This is a genomic window from Bacillus sp. FSL R9-9834, from assembly GCF_038006905.1.
In the GTDB taxonomy this organism is placed as follows: domain Bacteria; phylum Bacillota; class Bacilli; order Bacillales; family Bacillaceae_G; genus Bacillus_A; species Bacillus_A pacificus.
In genome coordinates this window covers 704,170-727,130 of the sequence record NZ_JBBOWD010000001.1, presented here as the reverse complement: position 1 = coordinate 727,130, position 22,961 = coordinate 704,170, and the positions used below count along the sequence as shown (strand labels likewise).

The following is a 22,961-nucleotide window of genomic DNA, read 5'->3' as shown; positions in this document are numbered from 1 at the left end:
TAGTAAATAAACCGAGTATGTGTCATATCCCCCACTAATGATTAAAGACTCAGAATGAAAACCAGTTAACACATATAAAAAATAACGGGGTGAGGGGCATATGAATCAACAAGTAGAACAAACAGATTTAAAACGTACAATGAAAAGTAGACACCTATTTATGATTGCACTTGGTGGTGTTATCGGAACTGGCCTATTTATGGGATCTGGTCAAATCGTCCATAACGCCGGCCCTGGTGGTGCTATTCTTGCATTTTTAGTCGGTGGATTTGTTATGTATTTAACGATGTTATGTCTTGGTGAATTATCTGTTGCTATGCCAGAAGCAGGTTCATTCCAAAGCTATGCAAGCAAATTTATTTCACCTGGTTTTGGTTTTGTTGTCGGTTGGATGTATTGGTTAAATTGGGCTGTTACAGTTGGAGTAGAGTTAACAACTGTAAGTATTTTAATGAAACGCTGGTTTCCAGATGTTTCTTCGTGGATTTGGTGTGTTACATTTGCAGCAGCACTCTTTCTTGTAAACGCTCTATCAGCAAAAGCATATGCAGAAGCAGAATTTTGGTTCGCTAGTGTAAAAGTCGCAACCATCGTTATTTTCATCGTACTCGGTGGTGCAGTTATGTTCGGTCTACTAGACTTTAACGGAAAACCAGCTCCAATGCTTCACAATTTCACTGAAAATGGCGGATTATTTCCGAATGGTGCATTGGCTGTTCTTCTTACGATGATTACAGTGAATTATTCTTTCCAAGGAACAGAATTAATCGGAATCGCTTCAGGAGAAAGTGAGAATCCTGAAAAAACAATTCCAAAAGCAATCAAAAATACCATTTGGCGAACGCTATTCTTCTTCGTCCTAGCCATATCAGTTGTTGTAGGTTTACTCCCGTGGCAAGAGGCTAATCTAGTCGAAAGTCCATTTGTACTTGTATTTGATGTAGCTGGTATTCCATATGCAGCAGACATTATGAACTTTGTTATTATTACAGCTGTATTATCCGTAGCCAATTCTGGTCTATACGCAAATTCACGTATGCTTTGGGCAATGGCAAAACAAGGAATGGCAAGTCCAGCATTTACGAAGTTAACGAAAAAAGGCGTACCATTAAACGCATTGATTTTCAGTCTAATCTTTGCAAGTCTATCCCTATTAACAAGTATATTTGCAGCAGATACTGTCTTTTTAGTTTTAACATCTATCGCAGCAATGGCTGCCGTTGTCGTTTGGATGTCAATTGCGGCTTCACAGTTTTTCTTCCGTAGAAACTTCGTGAAAAACGGTGGTGACATCAATGATTTAAAATATCGCACACCACTTTATCCGCTCGTTCCAATCGTAGCATTCTCACTCAATTTCATTACATTTGTAAGTTTAGCTTTCATTCCAGATCAGAGAATCGCTCTTTATTGCGGTATTCCATTTATGGTTATTTGTTACATTTTATATCAAGTGAAATATAAAAAAATTGTCACATTTGAACAACAAATAAGTCTAAAAAAAGAAGTAAACTAAATATACAAAATATTCAGCTATCTTTCTTATCATAAGATAGCTTTTTTCTATTTCTTGGGTATCCTGGTATAACTTTATTTATCTTAAAATTTTCACAATCGCATTTTTCTCTGGAAAATAGTTTACAATGTAATCAAGTTACAAATGATATTCACCTTAAAAAGTGTGCATTTGTGTCTATTTTTTAACAATATCTCAAAAACTATTGCCTTCTATAAATTAATAGGTTTATATTGTTTTATTGGCATAGTTTCAATCCAAGGAGAAAGGAGATTTTCAATCGTGCAACTAAAGAAAGCGTTTTGGAAGTTGGCTTCGCTTCTTCCGTTATCATTACTTCTGTTCCTCGGTGGCTGTGATAAAAAACTCGCAGTATTAAATCCGCAAGGACCTGTTGCAAAAGCACAGTATGATTTAATTGTTTGGTCATTCTTGCTTATGTCATTAATTATCGCAATTGTATTCATCTTGTTTACAGTCATCTTGATTCGTTATCGTGAAAAACCAGAGAATATGGACTATGAGCCACCTGAACAACACGGTAACACATTATTAGAAATCATTTGGACGCTTGTTCCTGTTATTATCGTTATCGCATTATCGATTCCAACAGTAAAAGCAACTTATGCTTCGGAAGAGGTTCCGAAAGAGTCCAAACATATTAAACCAGTGGAGATTTATGTTACATCTGCAAACTGGAAATGGTTATTCAGTTACCCAGAGGAAAAAATTGAAACCGTTAACTATTTAAACATCCCAGCTGGTGTACCAATTCAATTCAAACTGACTTCTGTCGGCCCAATGAATGCTTTCTGGGTACCAGAACTTGGTGGTATGAAGTACACAATGGATGGCATGATTATGGACCTTTATTTACAAGCTGATAAGCCAGGTTCTTACCTAGGACGTAGCGCGAACTTCTCTGGTGAAGGATTTACTCACATGGAGTTCGAAGTTGAAGCAAAAACTAAAGAGAAATATGACAAGTGGGTTAAAGAAGTACAACAAACTGCTCCTAAACTAACAGAAGATAAGTACAACGAAATTGTTAAACCTGGTGTAGTTGGTCGTATGACATTCTCTAGCCATCACTTAAGTTATGTAGATCCAAAATCACTTGAATATTGTGATTACAACTACTACAAAAACAAAAAATAATAGCTATAATTCCAACAGATTGGAGTGAACAAAGTGAAGCTTGATGAATTTTTTGTCACAGGTGACCCGATTATTTACGGTGCAGACGCTTCTATCGTTCTTGTGACATTAGCAATCATTTTCGTACTAACAAAGTATAAAAAATGGAAATGGCTTTGGGACGAATGGTTAACAACTGTTGACCATAAAAAAATTGGGGCCATGTATATTATCTCTGCGGTTATTATGTTATTCCGTGGTGGTATGGACGGTTTAATGATCCGTGCACAGTTAACATTCCCAGAAACAACTTATTTAAACGCTGAACACTATAACGGAATCTTCACAACACACGGTACAGTTATGATTCTTTTCATGGCGATGCCATTCGTTATGGGATTAATGAACCTTGTAGTACCATTACAAATTGGTGCTCGTGACGTTGCATATCCGTTCTTAAATGCTTTAAGTTTCTGGTTATTCTTTGTCGGAGCAATGTTATTCAACATCGCTTTCGTAATTGGTGGTTCTCCAGACGCTGGGTGGACTTCTTACTTCCCAATGGCAGGTACAGAGTTTACTTCTGGTGTAGGAAATAACTACTACGCAATTGCATTACAGATTTCAGGTCTCGGTACGTTAATGACAGGTATTAACTTCCTTGTTACTATCTTAAAAATGCGTACACCTGGTATGACTTTAATGAGAATGCCAATGTTTACTTGGTCAATCTTAATTACAACAATTATCATTATTTTCGCTTTCCCAGTATTAACAGTTGCTCTTGCATTAATGACATTTGACCGTCTATTCGATGCTCACTTCTTTACGATGGCGAGCGGCGGTATGCCAATGTTATGGGCCAACCTATTCTGGGTATGGGGTCACCCTGAAGTATATATCGTTATTTTACCGGCATTCGGTATTTTCTCTGAAATCATTAGTACATTCTCACGTAAGCGTCTATTCGGTTACAGTGCGATGGTATACTCAATGGTTGCAATTTCTTTACTAAGTTTCGTCGTATGGCTTCACCACTTCTTCACGATGGGTGCAGGTCCAGCGGTTAACTCATTCTTCTCGATTTCGACAATGGCGATTTCGATTCCAACCGGGGTTAAGATCTTTAACTGGTTGTTTACACTGTATAAAGGACGTATTCGTTTTACAGTTCCAATGCTTTGGTCATTGGCATTTATTCCAAACTTCGTAGTCGGTGGGGTTACAGGGGTTATGCTTGGTATGGCAGCAGCTGATTATCAGTACCATAACAGCTACTTCCTAATCGCTCACTTCCACTACGTATTAATCGCAGGTACAGTATTCGCTATGCTTGCTGGATTCACATTCTGGTATCCAAAAATGACTGGTCATATGTTAAATGAACGCCTAGGTAAATGGACATTCTGGATCTTTATGAGCGGATTCAACATCTGTTTCTTCCCAATGTACTTCTTAGGTTTAGACGGTATGACTCGTCGTATGTACACTTACTCTGAAAGCCTTGGATGGGGATGGCTAAACCAAATCGCATCTGTCGGTGCAGTAATGATGGGTATTGGTTTCGTACTTCTTTGTTACAACGTAATTTGGAGTGCTCGTCACGGAGAACGTGACACAACTGGAGATCCATGGGATGGCCGTACACTTGAATGGGCAACTCAATCTCCTGTACAACATTACAACTTCGCAAAACTTCCTGAAATCAAAGAAGCTGATGCTTTCTGGTACATGAAGAAACGCGGAGAAACAGTTACACCAGCAGCAGAAGATATTAAACCAATTCACATGCCAAGTAACTCTGGCGTGCCTATTATTGCGTCTGGATTCTTCGGTCTTGCAGGTTTCGCATTAGTATTTAGCTGGTTCTGGCTTGCAGCAATCGGCGGCATTGGTATTTTAGCTTGCTTAATCTATCGTTCATTCGATTACGATGAAGGTTACTATATTAGTGTTGATGAAATTAAAAAATCAGAACATGTAGCATGAGAGGTGAAATGATATGGCGGCTTTAGATAAAAGCTTACCCTTGGAATATCAATCCGAACAAAGCAGATTGAATATCCTAGGATTCTGGATTTTTCTTGGGGCTGAAATTATGCTGTTCGCAACACTTTTCGCCTCTTATCTAGTACTTGCTGGTCGTACGGCAGATGGCCCAACACCAGCACAACTGTTTGAACTTAAAACGCTTTTAATTCAAACATTACTACTTTTAACAAGTAGTTTCACATGTGGTATCGTGATTCACGAAATGCGTAAGCACAACCAAAAAGCAATGCTTGGATGGTTCGTCCTTACATTACTTTTAGGTGCAGGCTTCCTATTCTTCGAAATTGAAGAGTTCATTATGTATATTGGTGAAGGCGCAACAATTCAAACAAGTGCTTTCCTATCTGGATTCTTCGTTCTTCTTGGAACACACGGAGCCCACGTAACAGGCGGTATCATTTGGGCAATTTGTGTTATTATCCAAATTTTAAAACGAGGTTTAACACCGGTTACAGCTCGTAAAGTATTCATTATCAGCTTATACTGGCATTTCCTTGATCTAGTTTGGGTCTTTATTTACACACTAGTTTACTTGAACGGGATGGTGGCGTAAATGGGTCAAAATAACAACCAAGCAAACGGGCATGCGCATAGCGGATTCCCTTGGTCACACGTTTTCGGATTTATTTTATCGCTTGCACTAACGTTTCTAGCTTTATACGTGGCACTTTACACAACCCTGCCACTATCAACGATCTTAACTACCATTATCATAATGGCTGTTGCGCAAGCGTTGTTACAATTAATTATGTTCATGCATTTAAAAGAAGGAGAAGGAAGAGTTCAAATTCTTACTATGATCTACAGTTTCTTCGTTGCAACTGCAACAGTTGGTTTAACTGTATGGATCTTCTTCTCAATGTAATGTACATGAAAAGGACTGCTGAGATTGCTCAGCAGTCCTTTTTTTATTCCCTCCCCTATTACATCCACATTACGGAATTAACAACAGAATCATGAAAAATATACTTATTATGACAAATGTTAAGAAAACTCTTTCTTTATGAAATCGAATCCATATGCGTTGCTTTTCTACCTATTATATGGCTAAATAGGTACTATATTTATTTGAAGGGAGAGAACGCAATGGAACATCACACTTCTGTTCTATCACTTATGGTTGTCGTTGCAATCGCGTTTTTCGTTCCCCTTTTGTTACAACGCTTTAAATTAAAAGCACTTCCTGTCGTTGTTGCAGAAATCATCGCAGGAATCTTTGTAGGTAAAAGTGGGTTTAATATTATTGAGCCAGATATGTGGCTTCAAGTCTTATCGACACTAGGATTTATCTTTCTTATGTTTTTAAGCGGTTTAGAAATTGATTTTTCTATCTTTAAACAAAAAGGGAAAAAGAACACGACAAACGAACCAAACACATTCCAAGCAGCAAGCATTATCTTCTTCTTTATTTTCATCTTATCTTATGCCCTATCACTACTATTCGTATGGCTAGGATTTGTAGATAATGCAATGTTTATGACTTTAATCATTTCAACAATCTCTTTAGGTGTTGTCGTACCAACATTAAAAGAGAATAACTTAGGAAAAACAGCAATTGGGCAAATCATTTTATTAGTCGCTGTTATTGCGGATTTAGTTACAATGATTTTACTCGCTGTATTCGTCGGATTAAATTCCGAGAGCGGCCAAAGCATGTGGCTCCTTCTTCTTCTATTCGGCGCTGGTATTGTTATTTACTTCGTTGCAAAACGTTTTAAAAACATTCCATACTTGGATAGCTTAAAAGCTGGAAGTGTACAAATTGATACACGAGCTGTTTTTGCACTCATCTTAATATTAGTTGGGTTATCTGAATCCGTTGGAGCTGAAAATATTTTAGGTGCCTTCTTAGCAGGTGTACTCGTATCATTATTATCACCAAATGAAGATATGGTTGAAAAACTGGATTCTATCGGATACGGTTTCTTCATTCCTATTTTCTTCGTAATGGTTGGTGTAAATTTAGAGGTTTGGTCTATTTTTAAAGAGCCTTCTAGTATGCTCATGATTCCAATTCTAATTGTAGGACTCTTTATCTCAAAACTGTTACCATCCCTCGTTTTACGAAAATGGTATCCACGTAATATCGTACTGGGGAGTGCCATCTTATTAACATCGACACTTTCTTTAGTTATTGCAGCTGCACAAATTGGTGAAAAGTTAGGGATCATCAGTCCAAGTTTATCTGCTTCCCTTATTTTAAGCGCAGTTATTACTTGTATTTTTGCGCCTATATTATTTAAAAAGATGTTCCCAAAAGTGGAAACACCAAAACCAAAAGTTTCTATTATTGGTGCGAGCAGAATTACCCTTCCGTTATCACTTGATTTAAAACGAGAAGATTATGACGTAACACTATATATGATGCGTCAAAACAAAATAAATGATCAGGAAGCGAAATCACATGACTTCCCTATCGTGAAATTAGATGACATCACAATTGCATCGTTAACTGAACAAACAGCCTTTCATGCAGACCGAGTTGTTGTTGCAACAAGTGATGATGAGCAAAACTTATTATTAGCAGAACACGCAAAAGAACTAGGTGTTGAACATGTTATTGCAAGTGTAGAAGATCCACTTCTACAAGAAAAAGCAACACAAGAACATATCGCTGTCTTCTCAACAATTAACTCTACACGTATTCTATTACGTGCGCTAATTGATAAACCGAGTCTCGTTCGCTTAATTACAACAGCAAACGAAACAGTCCGTGAGGTTGAACTACGTAGCAATAAATATAACGGTGTTGCACTTCGTCGCCTTCCATTTTTAGGTGATGTACTAGTCATTCAAATTTATCGTGGAAATAAAGCATTAATCCCACATGGTGATACAAGACTACAACACGGTGATACATTACTTGTAACAGGCTCAAAAGAACATATCGATACACTAAAAAACATATTAGAATAAAAAAATGCCCCTCACATAATTGAGGGGCATTTTTTTCCATTTCATATGGTAAAATGTTACTATCACATATTATGAGGATGGATCACATTATGTCTATTGTAACTTTAGCTCTTTTATTATTAGCCGAAATACTAGGTGCCATTATTCTCATCGGTGTTAGCATTGAAATTTGTAGTTACGGATGGAAAAAGTCGAATGGAATAAAGTACTCTTGCCTCTTTCTTTCACTCCTTCTCGGAACCGCTAGCATACTCGGACTTTTCGCCGCACCTGCCTATTTCTTTATACAATTAACAGAAAAAGCGTTATAAGAAAGGATGTTAATATGATTACCGTGAAAAATATTGACGGATCTGAAACTTACGTATTACGTCAAAAAATTTTGCGCCCGAGTCAAACATTAGCAGATTGTAAATATCCTTCCGACTATGAAACAGACAGCTTTCACCTAGGGGCATTTATAAATGATAAACTAATTAGTATCGCTTCCTTCTCAAAAGAAATATATCCTGACCTACCTACAGGTATTCATTATCGTCTACGAGGAATGGCCACATTACCTGAATTTCGAAACAACCACGCTGGAAGCTCCTTAATTCAGAAAGCAGAACAAATCTTACAAGAGCGTCAAGCAAATATATTATGGTGTAATGGCCGAATTACTGTGTCTGACTATTACAAGCGCTTAGGCTTCCAAGAACATGGTGAAATCTTTGAAATTGAACCAATTGGTCTTCATAAAGTACTATATAAAAGAATATAAGAAAAGCTTTCCGCAATACGGGAAAGCTTTTCTTATATTTCAATCTTCACTTTTTATCTTTTTCATATATATGTATATAAACAGACTAGGAACTAAAAAACAGGCTAACATAATAAGTCCTGTCATACTAATTTCTTTTATTGAAATATCTGATGTTACAACGATACAAATAGCTAAAATACCAATAACAATACCTACAGGAATGAATAATAGCTTCATAAGATAACTGCGTGATACTCCGCCCGTATGCTCATACACTTCCACTGAATTTTTCAAGTTTAAAAAGTTAATAACTATGATCCCGCACATAAATACCATTAATAAATCCGAAACACTTTCATATCCTGCACCTTGCAAAACGTAGCGATAAAAAACAATACCTAGTATGATAATATTTTGTAAGATGAAAACGAGTCTAATATGTTTTAGCCCCTCAATCATTAAGCGTTCATCTTTCACGATCCTCATCCCCTCACTCCTTTTCCTCCCAAAATAAATCATTCAAAGTTTTATCTACTGCATAACAAATTTTCAAACATAAATCTAAAGATGGGTTGTATTTCCCCTTCTCAATTAAACTAATCGTTTGCCTTGTAACGCCTACTTTTTCTGCTAATTGTTGCTGCGTTAAATCTAACTGAACACGCGCGACTTTTATTTTACTTACAGCCATTCATGTTCCCCCTCCATCTGTATTGTAACATATATATTCCATTAAGTAATTTATATTTTGCGTGACTGATTATAGTTTCACTTTATTATACACAAAAAAGGGGCCTCTCATAAGAAGTCCCCTCTCCTATATCTATATTATAAGAATAAATGACATCCAAATAAAATTGTAAATAAGTAGAGTAGCGGATGTACTTCCATCCCTTTCCCCTTCACAATTTTTAAGACTGGATACACTAGAAATCCAATTGCAATTCCATTCGCAATACTAGACGTTAACGGAATACCAACGAAAATTAAAAATGCTGGTAACGCATCATCAAATTCATTCCAATTAATATCACGAAGACTTTGCGCCATTAAACTACCTACAATAATTAATGAAGGAGCTGTAATAGCGGCTACGCTTGATAAAGAAGCAATAACAGGGCTGAAGAATGCCGTTATAATCGTTAGGCCGACTACTACAATACCTGTTAATCCCGTTTTACCACCTGCAGCAATACCAGCTGACGATTCAATCGTCGCTGCTGTTGGGCTTGTCCCAAAGATAGAGCCTGTAGTACCGCCAATTGCATCCGCAATAAATGCTTTACCAAAACGTTTCTCTGTATTATCTGTAATTAAACCTGCTTGTTTAATTAAACCGAGTAATGCTCCTGTTGTATCAAATAACAGTACAAGTAAAAATGAAAATACAACGCCATATAATCCGTATTCAATTACATCTGAAAAGGCGTTGATTGGATTTGAAACGATAATCCCCTCTGGTAAATGAGGCATCGCAACAATTTTATCCGTAAACTTCAGCTGTCCTGTAAAGAAGGCGATAATTCCTGTCACAATCATACTAATAAATAATGCACCGCTCACACGCAATGTCATTAATACCGCCGCTAAAATCAAACCAATTAAAGTTAAAATAACGGCTGGAGAATGGAAATCACCAATCGTAACTAAGTTAGATGGATGATCAACGATAATTCCAGATAGACGTAATCCAATAAAAGCAATAAATAACCCAATTCCACCTGCAATTGCATGTTTTAAACTATCAGGAATTGCGACAATAAGCTTTTGCCTAAATGAAGTGAAAGATAATAAAAGAAAAATGATACCTGTTACAAATACTGCTGAAAACGCAATGACATATGTAATCCCCTCTGCCTGTTGAACAACAGAATAAGCAAAATACGCATTCATTCCCATAGCTGGAGCAATAACAATTGGATAGTTAGCTAAAAACGCCATACATAGCGTCCCTACAACAGTCGCAATAATCGTTGCCGTAAAAGCTTGATCAAATGGTACACCTGCATCAGATAATATTTTCGGATTGATGACAAGAATATACGCAAATGTAAAAAAAGTTGTGATGCCAGCTAAAAGCTCTTGCTTCACAGAAGTGTTATATTTTTGTAATTGAAACATGGTTATGTACCCTTCCTACATCTGAATTATTATCACACATTCTTTTCTTACTAGTATGTGAGAAAATATAATACTTAATCTTAACAATCAATAAAAAGAAGAGTCAATATATTCGCTAATAGTTCGAATTTTAAATTTAAGTCTGACAAGCACAGATATAGTACAGTTAATAATGATTATTTTTGTAGCATAACAGATAGAAATGTTTTATAATTTGAAATAGTTAAATATTTAGTAAACGCATTCAAATATCGTTCACTCTACAAGGGGGATTCTTCTTATGCAGCACACAAACAAATCTGGAACTTTAAACCGCGGTTTAAAAGAACGACATATTACTTTAATGTCACTCGGTTCAGCTATTGGCGTTGGACTATTTTTAGGATCTGCTTCTGCTATTAAACTAGCTGGCCCTTCTATTTTACTAGGCTATATGATTGCTGGACTCGTTATTTTTTTCATTATGCGAGCACTCGGAGAAATGGCAATTGAACAACCTGTTGCTGGCTCTTTTAGTAAATATGCATATGATTATCTTGGACCACTAGCTGGCTATATTACTGGTTGGAACTACTGGTTCTTATGGGTTGTTACTTGCATGGCTGAAATTACGGCTGCTGGCATTTACATGCAGTACTGGTTCCCAGATATTCCGCGCTGGACTTGGGCTTTACTCGCTCTATTATTAATGAGTGCTTTCAACTTTTTATCTGTAAAAGTATTTGGAGAACTTGAATTTTGGTTTGCTCTCATTAAAATTGTCACAATTATCTGTATGATAGTAGTTGGGGCTGGTATTATTTTATTTGGCTTCGGAAACGGTGGTATCGCTACTGGCATTTCAAACCTTTGGTCACATGGTGGCTGGTTCCCAAATGGTTTTTCTGGGTTACTCCTCTCCATGCAAATGGTGCTATTCGCTTATTTAGGCGTTGAATTAATCGGCGTTACAGCGGGTGAAGCGCAAAACCCGAAAAAAACACTCGCAAAAGCAATCGATAACGTATTTTGGAGAATATTACTGTTCTACGTTGGGGCTCTATTCGTTATGATGGCAATTTATCCATGGAACGAACTTGGTGAGAAAGGAAGTCCATTTGTATTAACATTCCAGCAAATCGGTATCGCAAAAGCAGCAGGAATTATTAACTTTGTCGTATTAACAGCAGCTCTTTCTTCTTGTAATGGTGGTTTATTTAGTACAGGCCGTATGCTGTATACATTAGCTCAGCAGAAAAAAGCTCCTGAAAGATTCGGTCGTTTAAATAAAAATGGCATTCCAAGTCAAGGAATTGTAGCAACAGCAATCGTTTTACTCGTTGGTGTTATATTAAACTATCTTGTGCCCGCAAAAGTATTTACATGGCTCACTAGTATTTCAACTTTCGGGGCAATTTGGACTTGGGGTATTATATTAGTCGCTCAAATTAAGTTCCGTAAAAGTTTGCCGACGCAAAACAAACAAAAGTTATCGTATAAAATGCCTTTATACCCATTAAGTTCATATTTCTCACTTGCTTTCCTTGCACTCGTATTATGTATAATGGCGTATTCAGAAGATACAAGGATTGCATTAATTGTTGGACCAATTTGGCTTATCGGTTTAGCTGTCGTGTATTACATGAAAGGTTTTCATAAAATTGATGAAACACCTAATTCAAAAATTAGTTAAGCAAAACATCCCTTCCTTATTACTTGGAAGGGATGTTTTTAAATCTCTATAAATATTTCTCAACAAATTTCACGGTATTTTTACAAATTTTTAATATTTTTTATGTTTTCCGTCTTTATTTTTACAGAAAAATAAATTACATTATTAAAGCACATATATTTATTATTAGGGGGATTCTTCTATGAAGAATAAAAAATGGATTACATTTTCTTTAGCAACAGCAATTACACTAAGTATAGGGACTTCGTTCATACCGTCTACTTATGCAGAAAGCTCTGTAGACCCAGCTCCTGAAATTGCTGCAAAAGTTGTAAATCAAAACAATGGGAAAAAAGTATTATTCGATAATACACACGGTCAAACTGCCGGGACTGCTGACTGGGTTATTGATGGTGGCTTTTCTGATTTCGGAAACGGCATTGCCCAAAACGGCTATCATGTAAAAGAACTACGTAAATCAACACCGATTACATACGAAGATTTAAAAGACTACAATGTGTTTATCGTTCCAGAAGCAAATATTCCTTACAAAAAATCTGAACAAGATGCTATGTTACAATACGTGAAAAATGGCGGTAGTATCTTCTTCATTGCCGATCATTATAATGCAGATCGTAATAAAAATCGTTGGGACTCTTCTGAAGTATTTAACGGATATAGACGCGGTGCTTGGGATAATCCAGCAAAAGGAATGTCTAACGAAGAAGCCAATTCACAAGCTATGCAAGGAGTAGAAAGCTCTGATTGGCTATCTGACAACTTCGGTATTCGCTTCCGCTATAATGCAATCGGTGATGTTTCCGCTAAAAATATTGTATCACCTGAACAATCATTCGGAATTACAGAAGGGGTTTCATCTGTAGCAATGCATGCTGGTTCTACTTTAGCAATTACAAATCCAAAACTAGCAAAAGGACTTGTTTATCTTCCAGAGAATCCGTCAAAATGGAATAACGCTGTCGATAGCGGTGTATATAACGGCGGTGGTGTTGCAGAAGGTCCTTATGCTGCGATCGCAAAAGTAGGACTTGGAAAAGCTGCCTTTATTGGAGACTCTTCTCCTGTTGAAGATGCTACGCCAAAATACGTTCGTGAAGACTCTGGTCAAACAAAGAAAACTTACGATGGATATAAAGAAGAAAACGATGCTATCTTACTAGAAAATATCGTAAATTGGCTATCGAATAAAGAAACATTTACAAGTTTAGATCAAGTAAATGGTTTACAACTTGATTTACCTACCACTTTACAAACATTTGAACAACCAAGCTTATCAACTGAGCCACAACCTGAACCTTGGAGTGCGCCAAATGCAGGTTATCAATGGTTTAATACAAATACTTTTAAACCTGGTTCATATGGCTATAACGGTGCAGTAACAGCAAATGACTACGTAGTTACACACCCTAGCACTCTACCAAACAATGAAGTGTTCCAAATCAAAATTCAAGTAAATAACTTATTACCAAATACAACATACACTAATTACTCTTTAGGTATATTCACTACTGGTGGTACACAAGTAGCAAAAGTTCAAAATACAAACGGCACTTGGCCATCTACTTTCGGATATAGTAGTGCATTTTCTTTCACAACAAACAGCTTAGGTTCTGCTGAAAAAATTGTGAACGTACAAATCGATCCAAATACGACTGGACAAGCAACACTTCGTTTACGCCAAAATACAACAGCGAAATATAATGAAGCTGTAACGATTAATAAGAAATAATGAAAAAGGCAATCCAGATATGGATTGCCTTCTTCTCACTTCTCTTCTTTTGAGAAAAACATTCTTGAAATAACGATACCTATACTACCTACTATTAAAAATAACACTGCCCTAATCATCATTGAAACTTCTGGTAAGTCTAGAAGAAATAGCTTTCCTATCGTTACGACTAACACGACTAAGCCTGCATACAATATTTCATTCATATTTTTATTCCGTCCAAACCAAACTGCAAATAATGCATATACCATCCATAATAACGATACAGATATGCTTATTATGCTTCCATCTGTGGACAAAACTTCACCGATTCTAGTAATTGTAATAAATACAATCACCATAAACCAATAGAGTGCTATAGAATACACATACTTGCCAAAGCTTGCTAATACTTCTTTTGCTTGTCTCATGCAATAATAGAACGTTCCTATTAAAATAAGATGAGCAACAAAGCCTGCCGAAATAAATTGATCAAACGGGCTAAAAATAGTCTGTATCATTCCAATTGCGTAAACCGTCGCACTAACATACAATTTTATCTGTTGTTTTCCTTTAATAGAAGTAAACATACCAAGGAAACCTTGTAATAATAGTACAATCGCTGCATTCACTAAACTATACTCATATAAAATCGCTAAACTAAATGCTCCCATTGCGAAACCAAATAAAAGATTTGTAAATGTAGAATGTCTATTCTTCCTATATTCAAACACAAACATAATAGCGTGCACGAGTGCACTTATCATTAATCCCCATGTTGTAAATTCAGGTATTTTTGAAATGGCTAATATAAAGAAGACTGCATTCGCACTAAATATCGCCAAGCGTGGCTCTACTATAAAACTTCTCTCCGTAAACATATGCCAAAATAATAGTAAGTGAATTAAACCATAAACTACTGTTAACTGGACTTGCAAATCCTCTACTAACATTGACATAACAGCAAAGAAGACAAAAAGAACAATAGCAGCAACAACATAAGAAATCATATATAAATACTGATAACGATTTTTCAACGCATACCATAATAAGCTGAGCGTTAGTATCATCTCATATCCAAAGAAAATATACGGATTAGGAGTTGTACTATTTAATAAGAACGGCACGAAGAAAGCTCCTACCGCTACGAATATAGTAAGATATTCCGATTGATATCTCTTCGCTATATAAATACCTAAAATGACCCATGCGATATTACATAGAAACGCGACACTCGCCGGAATAAATCCATATAAATAATGTGCCGCAAATGTCGTTAAAACTATACCCGTAATACTTCCTCCTGCTAGTACTAACCCTAACGCTTGCCGCTCGCGTTTAATTTGAATATCCCCTATATAATAAAAACCGATTGATAGGAAAATACCAAACACAATTCGTATTGCTGGTGTTAATAATCCCGCATCTACCCCTGCTTTAAATAACCAAATTACTCCAAGCAACATAATACCGACAAATATGCGTGGTAACCACGTTTGGCAAAACTTAATAATATTAAATGGTTCCGGCTTAAAAGCAGATATATCCACTTGTTTTACCTCACGTTCTTGCACAGGCTCTTTTATTGTAGCTACTTCTACTTTTTGTTTTTCCTCCATCACCGTTTCAATATATTCTTTCTTTTCCTTACTAACATGTTGCTGAGCATTTTCTACTTCTATTTCTCTTTGTTTTGCTTTCAATTCAAAAAGTGCTTCTTGAATCGTTTCAATTGCCGTTTCGAGTGCTTCTATTTTCTTATTCAAATCCTCCTTCATACGCTCCCCCCTCATCATCCGTTCAAAACCTATATATTACCAATTACTTCTATCATACTCTTAGTCTATTCATTTTCAATACTATTTTTCCCAAAAAAGAAAGGTGTTTTCCGAAATCGGAAAACACCTTTTTACTCATTTCTTCTTATTTAAAACACTACTCACGATAACACCAATACAAGCACCTATAATAGCTGGAATGATCCACCCAACACCTTCTATATAAAACGGAATGTATTTCAATACTGATGTCCACTGATTCATCATCACATTTTTATTGAAAATATCGATCGCACTAAATACTGCTACAATCACAATTGTAACTGGATATATGCATACATACTTTCCAATATACTTATGGAATAGCCCTAAAATAATAAGCGTCAATGCAACTGGATAAATAAATCCAAGAATTGGTACTGATACTTTTAAAATTTGTGTTAATCCTAAATTAGCTAAAATCATACTAACAAAACTTAAGATAAATGCCCACACTTTATACGCTACTTTTGGAAATGCACTTGCGAAAAATTGACTACAAGATGTAACAAGTCCGATTGAAACACATAAGCACGCAATCGTAAAAATAAGTCCTAATAAAACGACTCCGCCTTGTCCAAATAATGTAGTCATCACTTGTGCTAACACTTGCGCGCCATTATCAAATATCCCCAATGACCCACTCATTGAACCGACATATCCAAGTATGACATAAATAATAGATAGTAATAGTCCTGCACCAATTCCAGCAATACTCATATATTTCGCTAAACCTTTATCATCTTCAATACCTTTTGCACGAAGAGCATTTGCAATCACAATCCCAAAAATTAAAGCTGCTAATGCATCCATCGTTAAATATCCATCTAAAAACCCTTGGAACATAGGCGCTTGTCCATAATTTCCAGCAGCCTCTTTCACACTACCTACTGATGTAAACATGCTTTTTATAAAGATAAGAGCAATCATACCTAATAATAACGGTGTTAAAACTTTTCCGAACAACCCCATTAATTTAGACGGGGATAAACTTAACCAGTACACAATACTAAAGAAAATAACTGTGTAACATAATAAGATTACGCTACCTGCTTCCGGGAATAACTGACCCGGTCCCATCTCAAAAGCGAGACTTCCTGCACGCGGAATGCCAAGGCCTGGTCCAATAAATACATACACGATACATGGAAAAATAATGGCGAATGAAGAATGAACTCTACCCGCTAGCGTTTGAAAACTTCCTGCTTTCGCAATCGCAATAACTCCCAATATAGGAAGACCTGTTGCTGATATAATAAACCCTACTAATGAAATCCACACATGTTCTCCTGCTTCATACCCAAGGAAAGGTGGGAATATAAGATTCCCCGCTCCAAAGAACATCGAGAATAACATAAGACTAATAAGTAAAATTTCTTTTTTCTGTAACAATTTCATTTCTTTCTCCTTCTTTAATTTCATCTTTTATGAAATCAATTTCACATATAAAAAAGTGCAATAAACCGCTTCTTTACAAAGAAAACATAGTCCATAGTCTAACATAAAAGAAACACTCATTCTATAGCTATATCCCTTTTCCAATTTCTTCTGAAAAATCAACCTTTATTGACTTATAATAGTTAATAAGGTAAAATATTAAATGTACAAAATTATTAACTTTGTTTTTGTTTGTGTCAGGAGGAAAATAACATGGAATCAGCGATACAACTAGAAAAAGAACAACAAAGAAAAAAGAAACATCCTCCAGGTTTATACTTACTCTTCTTTACAGAAATGTGGGAAAGATTTAGTTACTATGGATTACGAGGATTATTAACATTATATTTAACGACAGCTTTAGTAAGCGGTGGTCTTGGGTTTAGTCCCGCATGGGCACTCTCTATTTACGGATTTTACACTGGAGCCTGTTATTTCACACCAATGATTGGTGGATACTTAACAGACCGTTTTCTAGGTAGACGAAAAGCGATTACAATTGGTGGTATAACAATGGCAATCGGTAACCTTACACTATTTGCCTTACAAAACCAAGTCGGCCTATACCTCGGATTAGCGCTTATTATTATTGGTAACGGATTCTTCAAACCGAACATCTCTACACTGGTTGGGGAATTATATGAAGAGAACGATCCAAAACGTGATAGTGCATTTACCATTTTCTATATGGGTATTAACGTCGGATCATTTTTAGCTCCACTCGTTTGCGGATTTTTATCAGAAAATTTATTCAAAACAACGGTTGATGGCGTTGTACATTACGGATTCCGTTACGGATTCTTAGCCGCTTCAATCGGAATGATCATTGGACAAATTTTATTTACAACACTATCCAATCGCTTCCTTGGTGATATTGGTAAAAAACCAACTCGCGATTTACAAACAACAGATGGACAACCATCAGTAGGAGATACACCGTTAACAAAAAAAGAAAAACAACGTACTGCAGTTATCGTCATTTTAACATGCTTCGTTGTCTTCTTCTGGGCTGGCTTTGAACAAGCTGGTAGCTCATTAACATTATATACAAACAAATTTGTAGACCGCTCTGTGTTCGGATGGGAAATTCCAACATCTTGGTTCCAATCGGTCAATCCATTATTTATTATTTTACTTGCTCCAGTCATTTCAGCATTATGGGCAAAACTTGCAACTCGCAAGCGTGGGGATTTAAAAATCCCAACTAAAATGGGACTTGGTATGATCTTGCTCGGTATCGGTTATATCATTCTCGTTATTGCTACATTAAAAACAGGTAGTGATGAACATAACATTACAGAAAAAGCAAACTTACTATTTATCGTCTTTACGTATCTTTTCCATACGTTAGGTGAGCTATTCTTATCACCTGTTGGACTATCAATGGTTAGTGCACTTGCCCCAGTAAAACTTGCTTCTTTATTAATGGGAGTATGGTTAGCAAGCTCAGGAATCGCTAACATTTTAGGTGGACAACTTGCAAGCTTCACAACTTCACTTGGATATGCTGAAGTATTTACAGTTATTGGTGCTGTAGCAATTGTATTAGGTTGTGTTTTATTACTAATTTCTAAGAAGTTAGTGAAATGGATGGATTAAAAAAAGATGAGGGATTTCCCTCATCTTTTTATGCATTCTTACCTTTTTCTATCGCTTGTTCGTATAACTCTTTATGCTCTTTATATTCACTTGGTACAAAGTTCTTGTAGAAGAATGCAAGCCAACTGTCTCCTTTTTTATATCCTTCTTCTCTAATTTCCGCTGCTTTTTCATTTGATTTAAATCCTTCAATGAACCATTTCTTTAACGATTCATTCTTTTCATACTTAGCAGGAACTTTCAAATCATAGTTTTCAAATGCATACTTATAGCCAGCCTTTTCTACTGCTTTTTTTGTAGACTTATAACCCTTTTCATACGCTGTTTCATACGCCTTCACGTACACATCTTTCTCTCTATTTCCAGGGTTCTTTCCAGCTAGTTCCTTACCTGCCTTTTCCCCTAGTTCAGCTTGCTCTTTTTCAATTTTTTCTGTTCTTTCTTTATTCCCTACTTGGAAACCTTCTGCAAAGTTTGGCTTAAACTCTGGAGCAATTTGACTATCTTCCATCGTCTCTTGTGCTAAACCTTGCTCTTTTCCTTTTTCAAAATGCGTTTTCTTCTGCTCTTCTAAAGACCAAGATGCAGCATAAGCAGTTTTGAATGCTTCTTTATATGTATCTGATTTCCCAGCTAAATGTGATTCCACATCATTTTTCCCTGCTTTAAAATCAGTCTCTCCACTTTTTTGTCCCTCAAGCTGCCCTTTTTCCATATCAGCTTGACGCTGTGCTTCCTCTCGTTTACGTGCCTCTTCTGCTTTTCTTTGCTCTTCAGCTACACGTTGTCTCTCTTCCTCTGCCTTTCTTTGTTCCTCCGCTACACGCTGTCTCTCTTCTTCAACTTTACGCTGCGCTTCCGCTTGTCTTTCAGCTTCTACAGCACCATTATTATTTTGACTAGGAGCTGGACTTGTTGCACCACTACTAGAAGCTGGTTTATTGTGATAATGATATTCCCCGTACTGCAATCCCCATTTTTCACAATTTGTACGACACGTATGTCCCCCATTAGCATCTGTACGTCCTGGATGCGCATAGGCTGAAATTGGAGCTACCAATAACGCTACACTTGTTGTTAAAAGAAGTTTCTTCACCTGTTGTTTCACTCTTGTTCCTCCCAAAATCTTGAATTCTAACTTTATTATACATAAATAGAAAAATACTTAAATACCAACAAAAATATTCTATTATTTCTCAACATTAGTAAAAAAGAAGGTCAACTCTTTAGAGAGTTGACCTTCTTTTTTATTTCTTCGCCTTCGTTCCTACTAAATCACCAGCAACAACGTAACGCTTAGAATTATCCTTAACAGATACACATGTAATAAGCGTGATTTCATCTTTCCCATGATCTTCAACAACTTCCCACTTATCAGGAGTTACTTCAGATACACCTGTAACCGCATATTCATATTCATTTTCATTATCATATAAATAAATTTTATCGCCTTTTTTTAGAGAAGCTATATCACTAAATAAAACACCCTTTTTAGACATGTTATGTCCTGCTAATGCATAATTCCCTTTTCCCATCACTTGATTTTCTTTTACTGTTGCTGCACCTGATAATAGGTTTTTCTCAGTAGAAGACTTTAAAACAGGAAGTTCTAATGAAACACTTGGAATCGAAATACGACCAATTACTTGTTTCTTATCTAAAGATGCGTTCGCTACTTCTGCCAAATCTGGTTGATTAATTTTCGAAGCATCTACAAATTCCGTCTCATGTTTTTCATAGTCCATCTTTTGGACAGCCTGTACATTTTCAGTCTGCTTCTTTTCAGCTTGATATCCATCATAAAATGGCTTGCCGATTAATACACCACCTACAACAAATAGGAGGATTGCTACTATACTATAAATTCTTTGCTTATTCATATACAATTCCTTTCCGTTACAAAATCTTACTCTATATAAAATGATAAGATAATATTGCTATATGTACAAGTGTAAGCTGAAAAGAAACCTTCTTGCATTGGCAAGAAGGTTTCTTTTTAAGCTAATTTATTTCTGTATAGAGATATGTGGAATACTGTCATTTGAATTAAATAAATCAAATACACAACATATAAAGGGTATGCCGAAATATATAAATTTGCTACAGGTGTAAATATTAATAATCCTAGTGCACAAGGTAATACAAACCATAATGATACAAATGTTGTACGGCATGCTTTATCTGTAATATCCTTCTCCCGTTCATCCTCTTGGGGAAATAATAAAGGATATAATCGCAATGATGATTTGTTATATTTCTTTTTATGCAATCTTTTAAAATACGCTAATATGATAGCTACAATAAATATTAATACAACAGGTGTCAAACTCATTGTTATTTTAGATGGTAAACTTTCATTTTTAATAATATCAGCAAACTGTATATAAAAATCATAAAACTCTACGAATGCCCAGCATGCCAATACACTGTAAAATAAATTTATAATATACGAAGCAACAATTCTATTCATCTTCTTCCCCCTCCTTATTTAAAACAAACACATCTTCCATCTTTAACTGAAATACATCGCAAATCATAAGCGCTAATAATAATGAAGGAACATAATCCCCTTTTTCAATTGCCGCGATTGTTTGTCTCGTCACTCCAACCTTTTCTGCTAATACACTTTGCGAAAAATTAAACCGAGCTCTTAATTCCTTCACTCTATTTAAAATGGTCAAATTTACCACCTCTCACCACCATTGTATGCTATCCTTAACAAAATGTAAACTCAACTTAACATTATTTTTACAAAAAAATCCAACTTTACATATTGTAAAGTTGGATTACGCATTAGTTTAAAATTGTAACTTTAACATTTTTTCTGCCCCAATTACTAGATGAAGCTTTATCAGGCATTAAAACATCAATTTTGTGACCTTTAATCGCGCCACCAGTGTCTGCGGCAATTGCAATTCCATAGCCTTCAACATTTACAGTAGATCCTAATGGAATAACAGATGGATCCACCGCAATTAATTTCATTCCTGGATTTGCAGTTAAATTATAAGGTTTACCACCTGGTCCCCATGCAGAATATACTTGTTGACCTGGTCCATAGCCATTTTCACCTGGATCTGCTGTATAAGCTGTAGCATGTACATAAAATTCTTTTCCACCAGCAGCTGGTTTAGGTGGTTGTACAGGTTCTACCTTCGAATTATTATTAGCAACAGGTTCCGCTGGTTTACTAGCTTTTTCCTGCTTTTGCTTTTCAGCAATTTCCGCTTGCGCTTTCGCTAAAGCTTCTTGCTCAGCTTTTGCAGCTGCTTCTGCTTTCGCACGCTCTTCCGCTGCAATTCTTGCTGCTTCTTGCTCACGAGCAATTGTTTCTTGTACTGCTTTCATGTTTGATTCGATTTTAGCTTTTTCTTCTGCTGCTAAATTAAGTTGGCTTGCAACCTGATTATATTTAGCTTGAACTGTTTGTAAGTTAGCTTGACGCTTTTTCAAGTTATCTTGCAGTTCAGCTTGTGCTTTTGCTAATTTTTGTTTGTCTACTACTAAAGATGCTTCTTTCTCGTCAATTGTTTTCTTATCTTCTTCAATTTGACGAAGATCTTGTTCTTGTAGACGTAGAATTTCTTTATCAGCTTCTAGAATAGTAGAAACTGCGTTCATACGTTGTAAGAAGTCTGCAAAGTTCTTTGACTCTACTACAACTTCTACTACTAAACTTGTATTTGAACTGTTTTGAACAGAAACCATACGTTTTCTCATAATATCCTTACGAGCAAGGACTTTATCCTCTAAAACGACAATTTCGTTCTTTTTTTGTTCAATCTGCTTATGTGTTTCATCGATTTTACGTTGAATAGCAGCTTGATCCTCTTTATTTTTTGCAATTGTATTATTTAAATTATGTAGTTCGTTTTCGATACCTTGAATTTCTTTACTAACAGCTTGCTTCTCTTGCTCTTTCTTTTGCATTTCTGCATCGTTTTGCTGCAATTGCTGTTGCATGTTGTTAAGTTTCTCGTCGTTTGACTCTGCTTTAACAGCGACTGTACTAGATAGACCGATAATGCCTGCTAATACTAGACTACTGATTCGCTTAAAATAGTTCATAATCCGACTCCCTTCTTATACAGTTATACATGATTTATTTTACAGTTTGTTTACAATACCATTAAATACAGTTTATTTTTCATGACGAAAAAAAGGGAATTATGCATAAAATGTAATAGATTCTTAAATATTTAACAATTCCTATATTTAAAAATTATAAAAGATGCTAAAAT

General features: G+C 36.0%; 21 protein-coding genes. 11 read left to right on the top strand and 10 right to left on the bottom strand.

Going from position 1 to position 22,961, the window contains the following annotated elements; all coding sequences use genetic code 11:
* Nucleotides 1–100 precede the first annotated feature (100 nt).
* The 8 genes from MKY00_RS03660 (at nucleotide 101) to MKY00_RS03625 (ending at nucleotide 8,384) form a co-directional block, all read left to right on the top strand.
* On the top strand, nucleotides 101–1,516 hold the full coding sequence (locus MKY00_RS03660) for an amino acid permease (protein WP_001076070.1): 1,416 nt from the start codon (nucleotides 101–103) through the stop codon (nucleotides 1,514–1,516).
* Nucleotides 1,517–1,798: 282 nt separating this feature from the next.
* On the top strand, nucleotides 1,799–2,674 hold the full coding sequence (locus MKY00_RS03655; RefSeq protein WP_001176167.1) for a cytochrome aa3 quinol oxidase subunit II: 876 nt from the start codon (nucleotides 1,799–1,801) through the stop codon (nucleotides 2,672–2,674).
* 33 nt (nucleotides 2,675–2,707) lie between these two features.
* Nucleotides 2,708–4,642 (top strand): cytochrome aa3 quinol oxidase subunit I, encoded by a 1,935-nt coding sequence (qoxB, locus tag MKY00_RS03650; RefSeq protein WP_000762378.1) that lies wholly within the window; start codon nucleotides 2,708–2,710, stop codon nucleotides 4,640–4,642.
* Nucleotides 4,643–4,655: 13 nt separating this feature from the next.
* Entirely contained in the window at nucleotides 4,656–5,258 is a 603-nt protein-coding gene (qoxC, locus tag MKY00_RS03645) for a cytochrome aa3 quinol oxidase subunit III (RefSeq protein ID WP_000729317.1), read from the top strand.
* Nucleotides 5,259–5,570 carry a cytochrome aa3 quinol oxidase subunit IV gene (gene qoxD / locus MKY00_RS03640; RefSeq protein WP_000531385.1) on the top strand — a complete coding sequence of 104 codons (312 nt, stop codon included), beginning with the start codon at nucleotides 5,259–5,261 and terminating at the stop codon, nucleotides 5,568–5,570. It begins immediately after the preceding gene.
* A 221-nt stretch (nucleotides 5,571–5,791) separates the two neighbouring features.
* Entirely contained in the window at nucleotides 5,792–7,621 is a 1,830-nt protein-coding gene (locus MKY00_RS03635) for a monovalent cation:proton antiporter family protein (protein WP_000399976.1), read from the top strand.
* Nucleotides 7,622–7,674: 53 nt separating this feature from the next.
* Complete coding sequence (locus tag MKY00_RS03630; RefSeq protein WP_050558046.1) at nucleotides 7,675–7,932, top strand: DUF4022 family protein; 258 nt, start codon at nucleotides 7,675–7,677, stop codon at nucleotides 7,930–7,932.
* A gap of 14 nt (nucleotides 7,933–7,946) precedes the next feature.
* Nucleotides 7,947–8,384, top strand: a complete 438-nt coding sequence (locus MKY00_RS03625; RefSeq protein WP_000633754.1) for a GNAT family N-acetyltransferase — start codon at nucleotides 7,947–7,949, stop codon at nucleotides 8,382–8,384.
* A gap of 39 nt (nucleotides 8,385–8,423) precedes the next feature.
* Here MKY00_RS03625 and MKY00_RS03620 read toward each other — a convergent pair whose 3' ends face one another.
* From MKY00_RS03620 to MKY00_RS03610, 3 genes are all read right to left on the bottom strand, one after another.
* Nucleotides 8,424–8,852, bottom strand: a complete 429-nt coding sequence (locus tag MKY00_RS03620; RefSeq protein WP_016716481.1) for a hypothetical protein — start codon at nucleotides 8,850–8,852, stop codon at nucleotides 8,424–8,426.
* Between the two features lie 4 nt (nucleotides 8,853–8,856).
* On the bottom strand, nucleotides 8,857–9,057 hold the full coding sequence (locus MKY00_RS03615; RefSeq protein ID WP_000301182.1) for a helix-turn-helix transcriptional regulator: 201 nt from the start codon (nucleotides 9,055–9,057) through the stop codon (nucleotides 8,857–8,859).
* A gap of 137 nt (nucleotides 9,058–9,194) precedes the next feature.
* Nucleotides 9,195–10,487 carry an NCS2 family permease gene (locus MKY00_RS03610; protein ID WP_016716480.1) on the bottom strand — a complete coding sequence of 431 codons (1,293 nt, stop codon included), beginning with the start codon at nucleotides 10,485–10,487 and terminating at the stop codon, nucleotides 9,195–9,197.
* A gap of 280 nt (nucleotides 10,488–10,767) precedes the next feature.
* On the opposite strand from MKY00_RS03610, the gene MKY00_RS03605 reads away from it, so the two are divergent.
* Entirely contained in the window at nucleotides 10,768–12,159 is a 1,392-nt protein-coding gene (locus MKY00_RS03605) for an amino acid permease (RefSeq protein ID WP_001164906.1), read from the top strand.
* 181 nt (nucleotides 12,160–12,340) lie between these two features.
* Nucleotides 12,341–13,888, top strand: coding sequence for a DNA-binding protein (locus tag MKY00_RS03600; protein WP_016716479.1), 1,548 nt, complete (start codon nucleotides 12,341–12,343; stop codon nucleotides 13,886–13,888).
* A 35-nt stretch (nucleotides 13,889–13,923) separates the two neighbouring features.
* Here the strand turns inward: MKY00_RS03600 and MKY00_RS03595 are convergent, their stop codons facing one another.
* Entirely contained in the window at nucleotides 13,924–15,645 is a 1,722-nt protein-coding gene (locus tag MKY00_RS03595) for a DUF2339 domain-containing protein (protein WP_016716478.1), read from the bottom strand.
* A gap of 135 nt (nucleotides 15,646–15,780) precedes the next feature.
* The gene (gene brnQ1 / locus MKY00_RS03590) at nucleotides 15,781–17,082 is read right to left on the bottom strand and encodes a branched-chain amino acid transport system II carrier protein BrnQ1 (protein ID WP_016716477.1); all 1,302 of its coding nucleotides are present in this window, start codon (nucleotides 17,080–17,082) and stop codon (nucleotides 15,781–15,783) included.
* Nucleotides 17,083–17,334: 252 nt separating this feature from the next.
* On the opposite strand from brnQ1, the gene MKY00_RS03585 reads away from it, so the two are divergent.
* Nucleotides 17,335–18,720 carry a peptide MFS transporter gene (locus tag MKY00_RS03585; protein WP_000443132.1) on the top strand — a complete coding sequence of 462 codons (1,386 nt, stop codon included), beginning with the start codon at nucleotides 17,335–17,337 and terminating at the stop codon, nucleotides 18,718–18,720.
* Between the two features lie 28 nt (nucleotides 18,721–18,748).
* Here MKY00_RS03585 and MKY00_RS03580 read toward each other — a convergent pair whose 3' ends face one another.
* The 5 genes from MKY00_RS03580 to MKY00_RS03560 all read right to left on the bottom strand — a co-directional run bounded on the left by MKY00_RS03580 (nucleotide 18,749) and on the right by MKY00_RS03560 (nucleotide 22,788).
* Complete coding sequence (locus MKY00_RS03580) at nucleotides 18,749–19,828, bottom strand: YHYH domain-containing protein (RefSeq protein ID WP_016716476.1); 1,080 nt, start codon at nucleotides 19,826–19,828, stop codon at nucleotides 18,749–18,751.
* A gap of 139 nt (nucleotides 19,829–19,967) precedes the next feature.
* Nucleotides 19,968–20,600, bottom strand: a complete 633-nt coding sequence (locus tag MKY00_RS03575) for a class A sortase (protein WP_001041721.1) — start codon at nucleotides 20,598–20,600, stop codon at nucleotides 19,968–19,970.
* A gap of 116 nt (nucleotides 20,601–20,716) precedes the next feature.
* On the bottom strand, nucleotides 20,717–21,190 hold the full coding sequence (locus MKY00_RS03570) for a hypothetical protein (RefSeq protein ID WP_001080035.1): 474 nt from the start codon (nucleotides 21,188–21,190) through the stop codon (nucleotides 20,717–20,719).
* Nucleotides 21,183–21,401: a helix-turn-helix transcriptional regulator gene (locus MKY00_RS03565; protein WP_000154007.1), complete on the bottom strand. Its 219-nt coding sequence runs from the start codon at nucleotides 21,399–21,401 to the stop codon at nucleotides 21,183–21,185. Before MKY00_RS03565 ends, MKY00_RS03570 begins: the two co-directional genes overlap by 8 nt.
* Nucleotides 21,402–21,513: 112 nt before the next feature.
* The gene (locus MKY00_RS03560; RefSeq protein ID WP_016716475.1) at nucleotides 21,514–22,788 is read right to left on the bottom strand and encodes a 3D domain-containing protein; all 1,275 of its coding nucleotides are present in this window, start codon (nucleotides 22,786–22,788) and stop codon (nucleotides 21,514–21,516) included.
* Between the last annotated feature and the right edge of the window lie 173 nt (nucleotides 22,789–22,961).

Excerpts from the sequence above, each read along its gene's own strand:
- MKY00_RS03660 (WP_001076070.1), top strand. The coding sequence starts at position 101 with ATGAATCAACAAGTAGAACAAACAGATTTAAAACGTACAATGAAAAGT.
- qoxC (WP_000729317.1), top strand. The coding sequence starts at position 4,656 with ATGGCGGCTTTAGATAAAAGCTTACCCTTGGAATATCAATCCGAACAA.
- qoxD (WP_000531385.1), top strand. The coding sequence starts at position 5,259 with ATGGGTCAAAATAACAACCAAGCAAACGGGCATGCGCATAGCGGATTC.
- MKY00_RS03635 (WP_000399976.1), top strand. The coding sequence starts at position 5,792 with ATGGAACATCACACTTCTGTTCTATCACTTATGGTTGTCGTTGCAATC.
- MKY00_RS03630 (WP_050558046.1), top strand. The coding sequence starts at position 7,675 with ATGTTACTATCACATATTATGAGGATGGATCACATTATGTCTATTGTA.
- MKY00_RS03625 (WP_000633754.1), top strand. The coding sequence starts at position 7,947 with ATGATTACCGTGAAAAATATTGACGGATCTGAAACTTACGTATTACGT.
- MKY00_RS03620 (WP_016716481.1), bottom strand. The coding sequence starts at position 8,852 with ATGAGGATCGTGAAAGATGAACGCTTAATGATTGAGGGGCTAAAACAT.
- MKY00_RS03615 (WP_000301182.1), bottom strand. The coding sequence starts at position 9,057 with ATGGCTGTAAGTAAAATAAAAGTCGCGCGTGTTCAGTTAGATTTAACG.
- MKY00_RS03610 (WP_016716480.1), bottom strand. The coding sequence starts at position 10,487 with ATGTTTCAATTACAAAAATATAACACTTCTGTGAAGCAAGAGCTTTTA.
- MKY00_RS03605 (WP_001164906.1), top strand. The coding sequence starts at position 10,768 with ATGCAGCACACAAACAAATCTGGAACTTTAAACCGCGGTTTAAAAGAA.
- MKY00_RS03600 (WP_016716479.1), top strand. The coding sequence starts at position 12,341 with ATGAAGAATAAAAAATGGATTACATTTTCTTTAGCAACAGCAATTACA.
- MKY00_RS03595 (WP_016716478.1), bottom strand. The coding sequence starts at position 15,645 with ATGAAGGAGGATTTGAATAAGAAAATAGAAGCACTCGAAACGGCAATT.
- brnQ1 (WP_016716477.1), bottom strand. The coding sequence starts at position 17,082 with ATGAAATTGTTACAGAAAAAAGAAATTTTACTTATTAGTCTTATGTTA.
- MKY00_RS03585 (WP_000443132.1), top strand. The coding sequence starts at position 17,335 with ATGGAATCAGCGATACAACTAGAAAAAGAACAACAAAGAAAAAAGAAA.
- MKY00_RS03575 (WP_001041721.1), bottom strand. The coding sequence starts at position 20,600 with ATGAATAAGCAAAGAATTTATAGTATAGTAGCAATCCTCCTATTTGTT.
- MKY00_RS03570 (WP_001080035.1), bottom strand. The coding sequence starts at position 21,190 with ATGAATAGAATTGTTGCTTCGTATATTATAAATTTATTTTACAGTGTA.
- MKY00_RS03560 (WP_016716475.1), bottom strand. The coding sequence starts at position 22,788 with ATGAACTATTTTAAGCGAATCAGTAGTCTAGTATTAGCAGGCATTATC.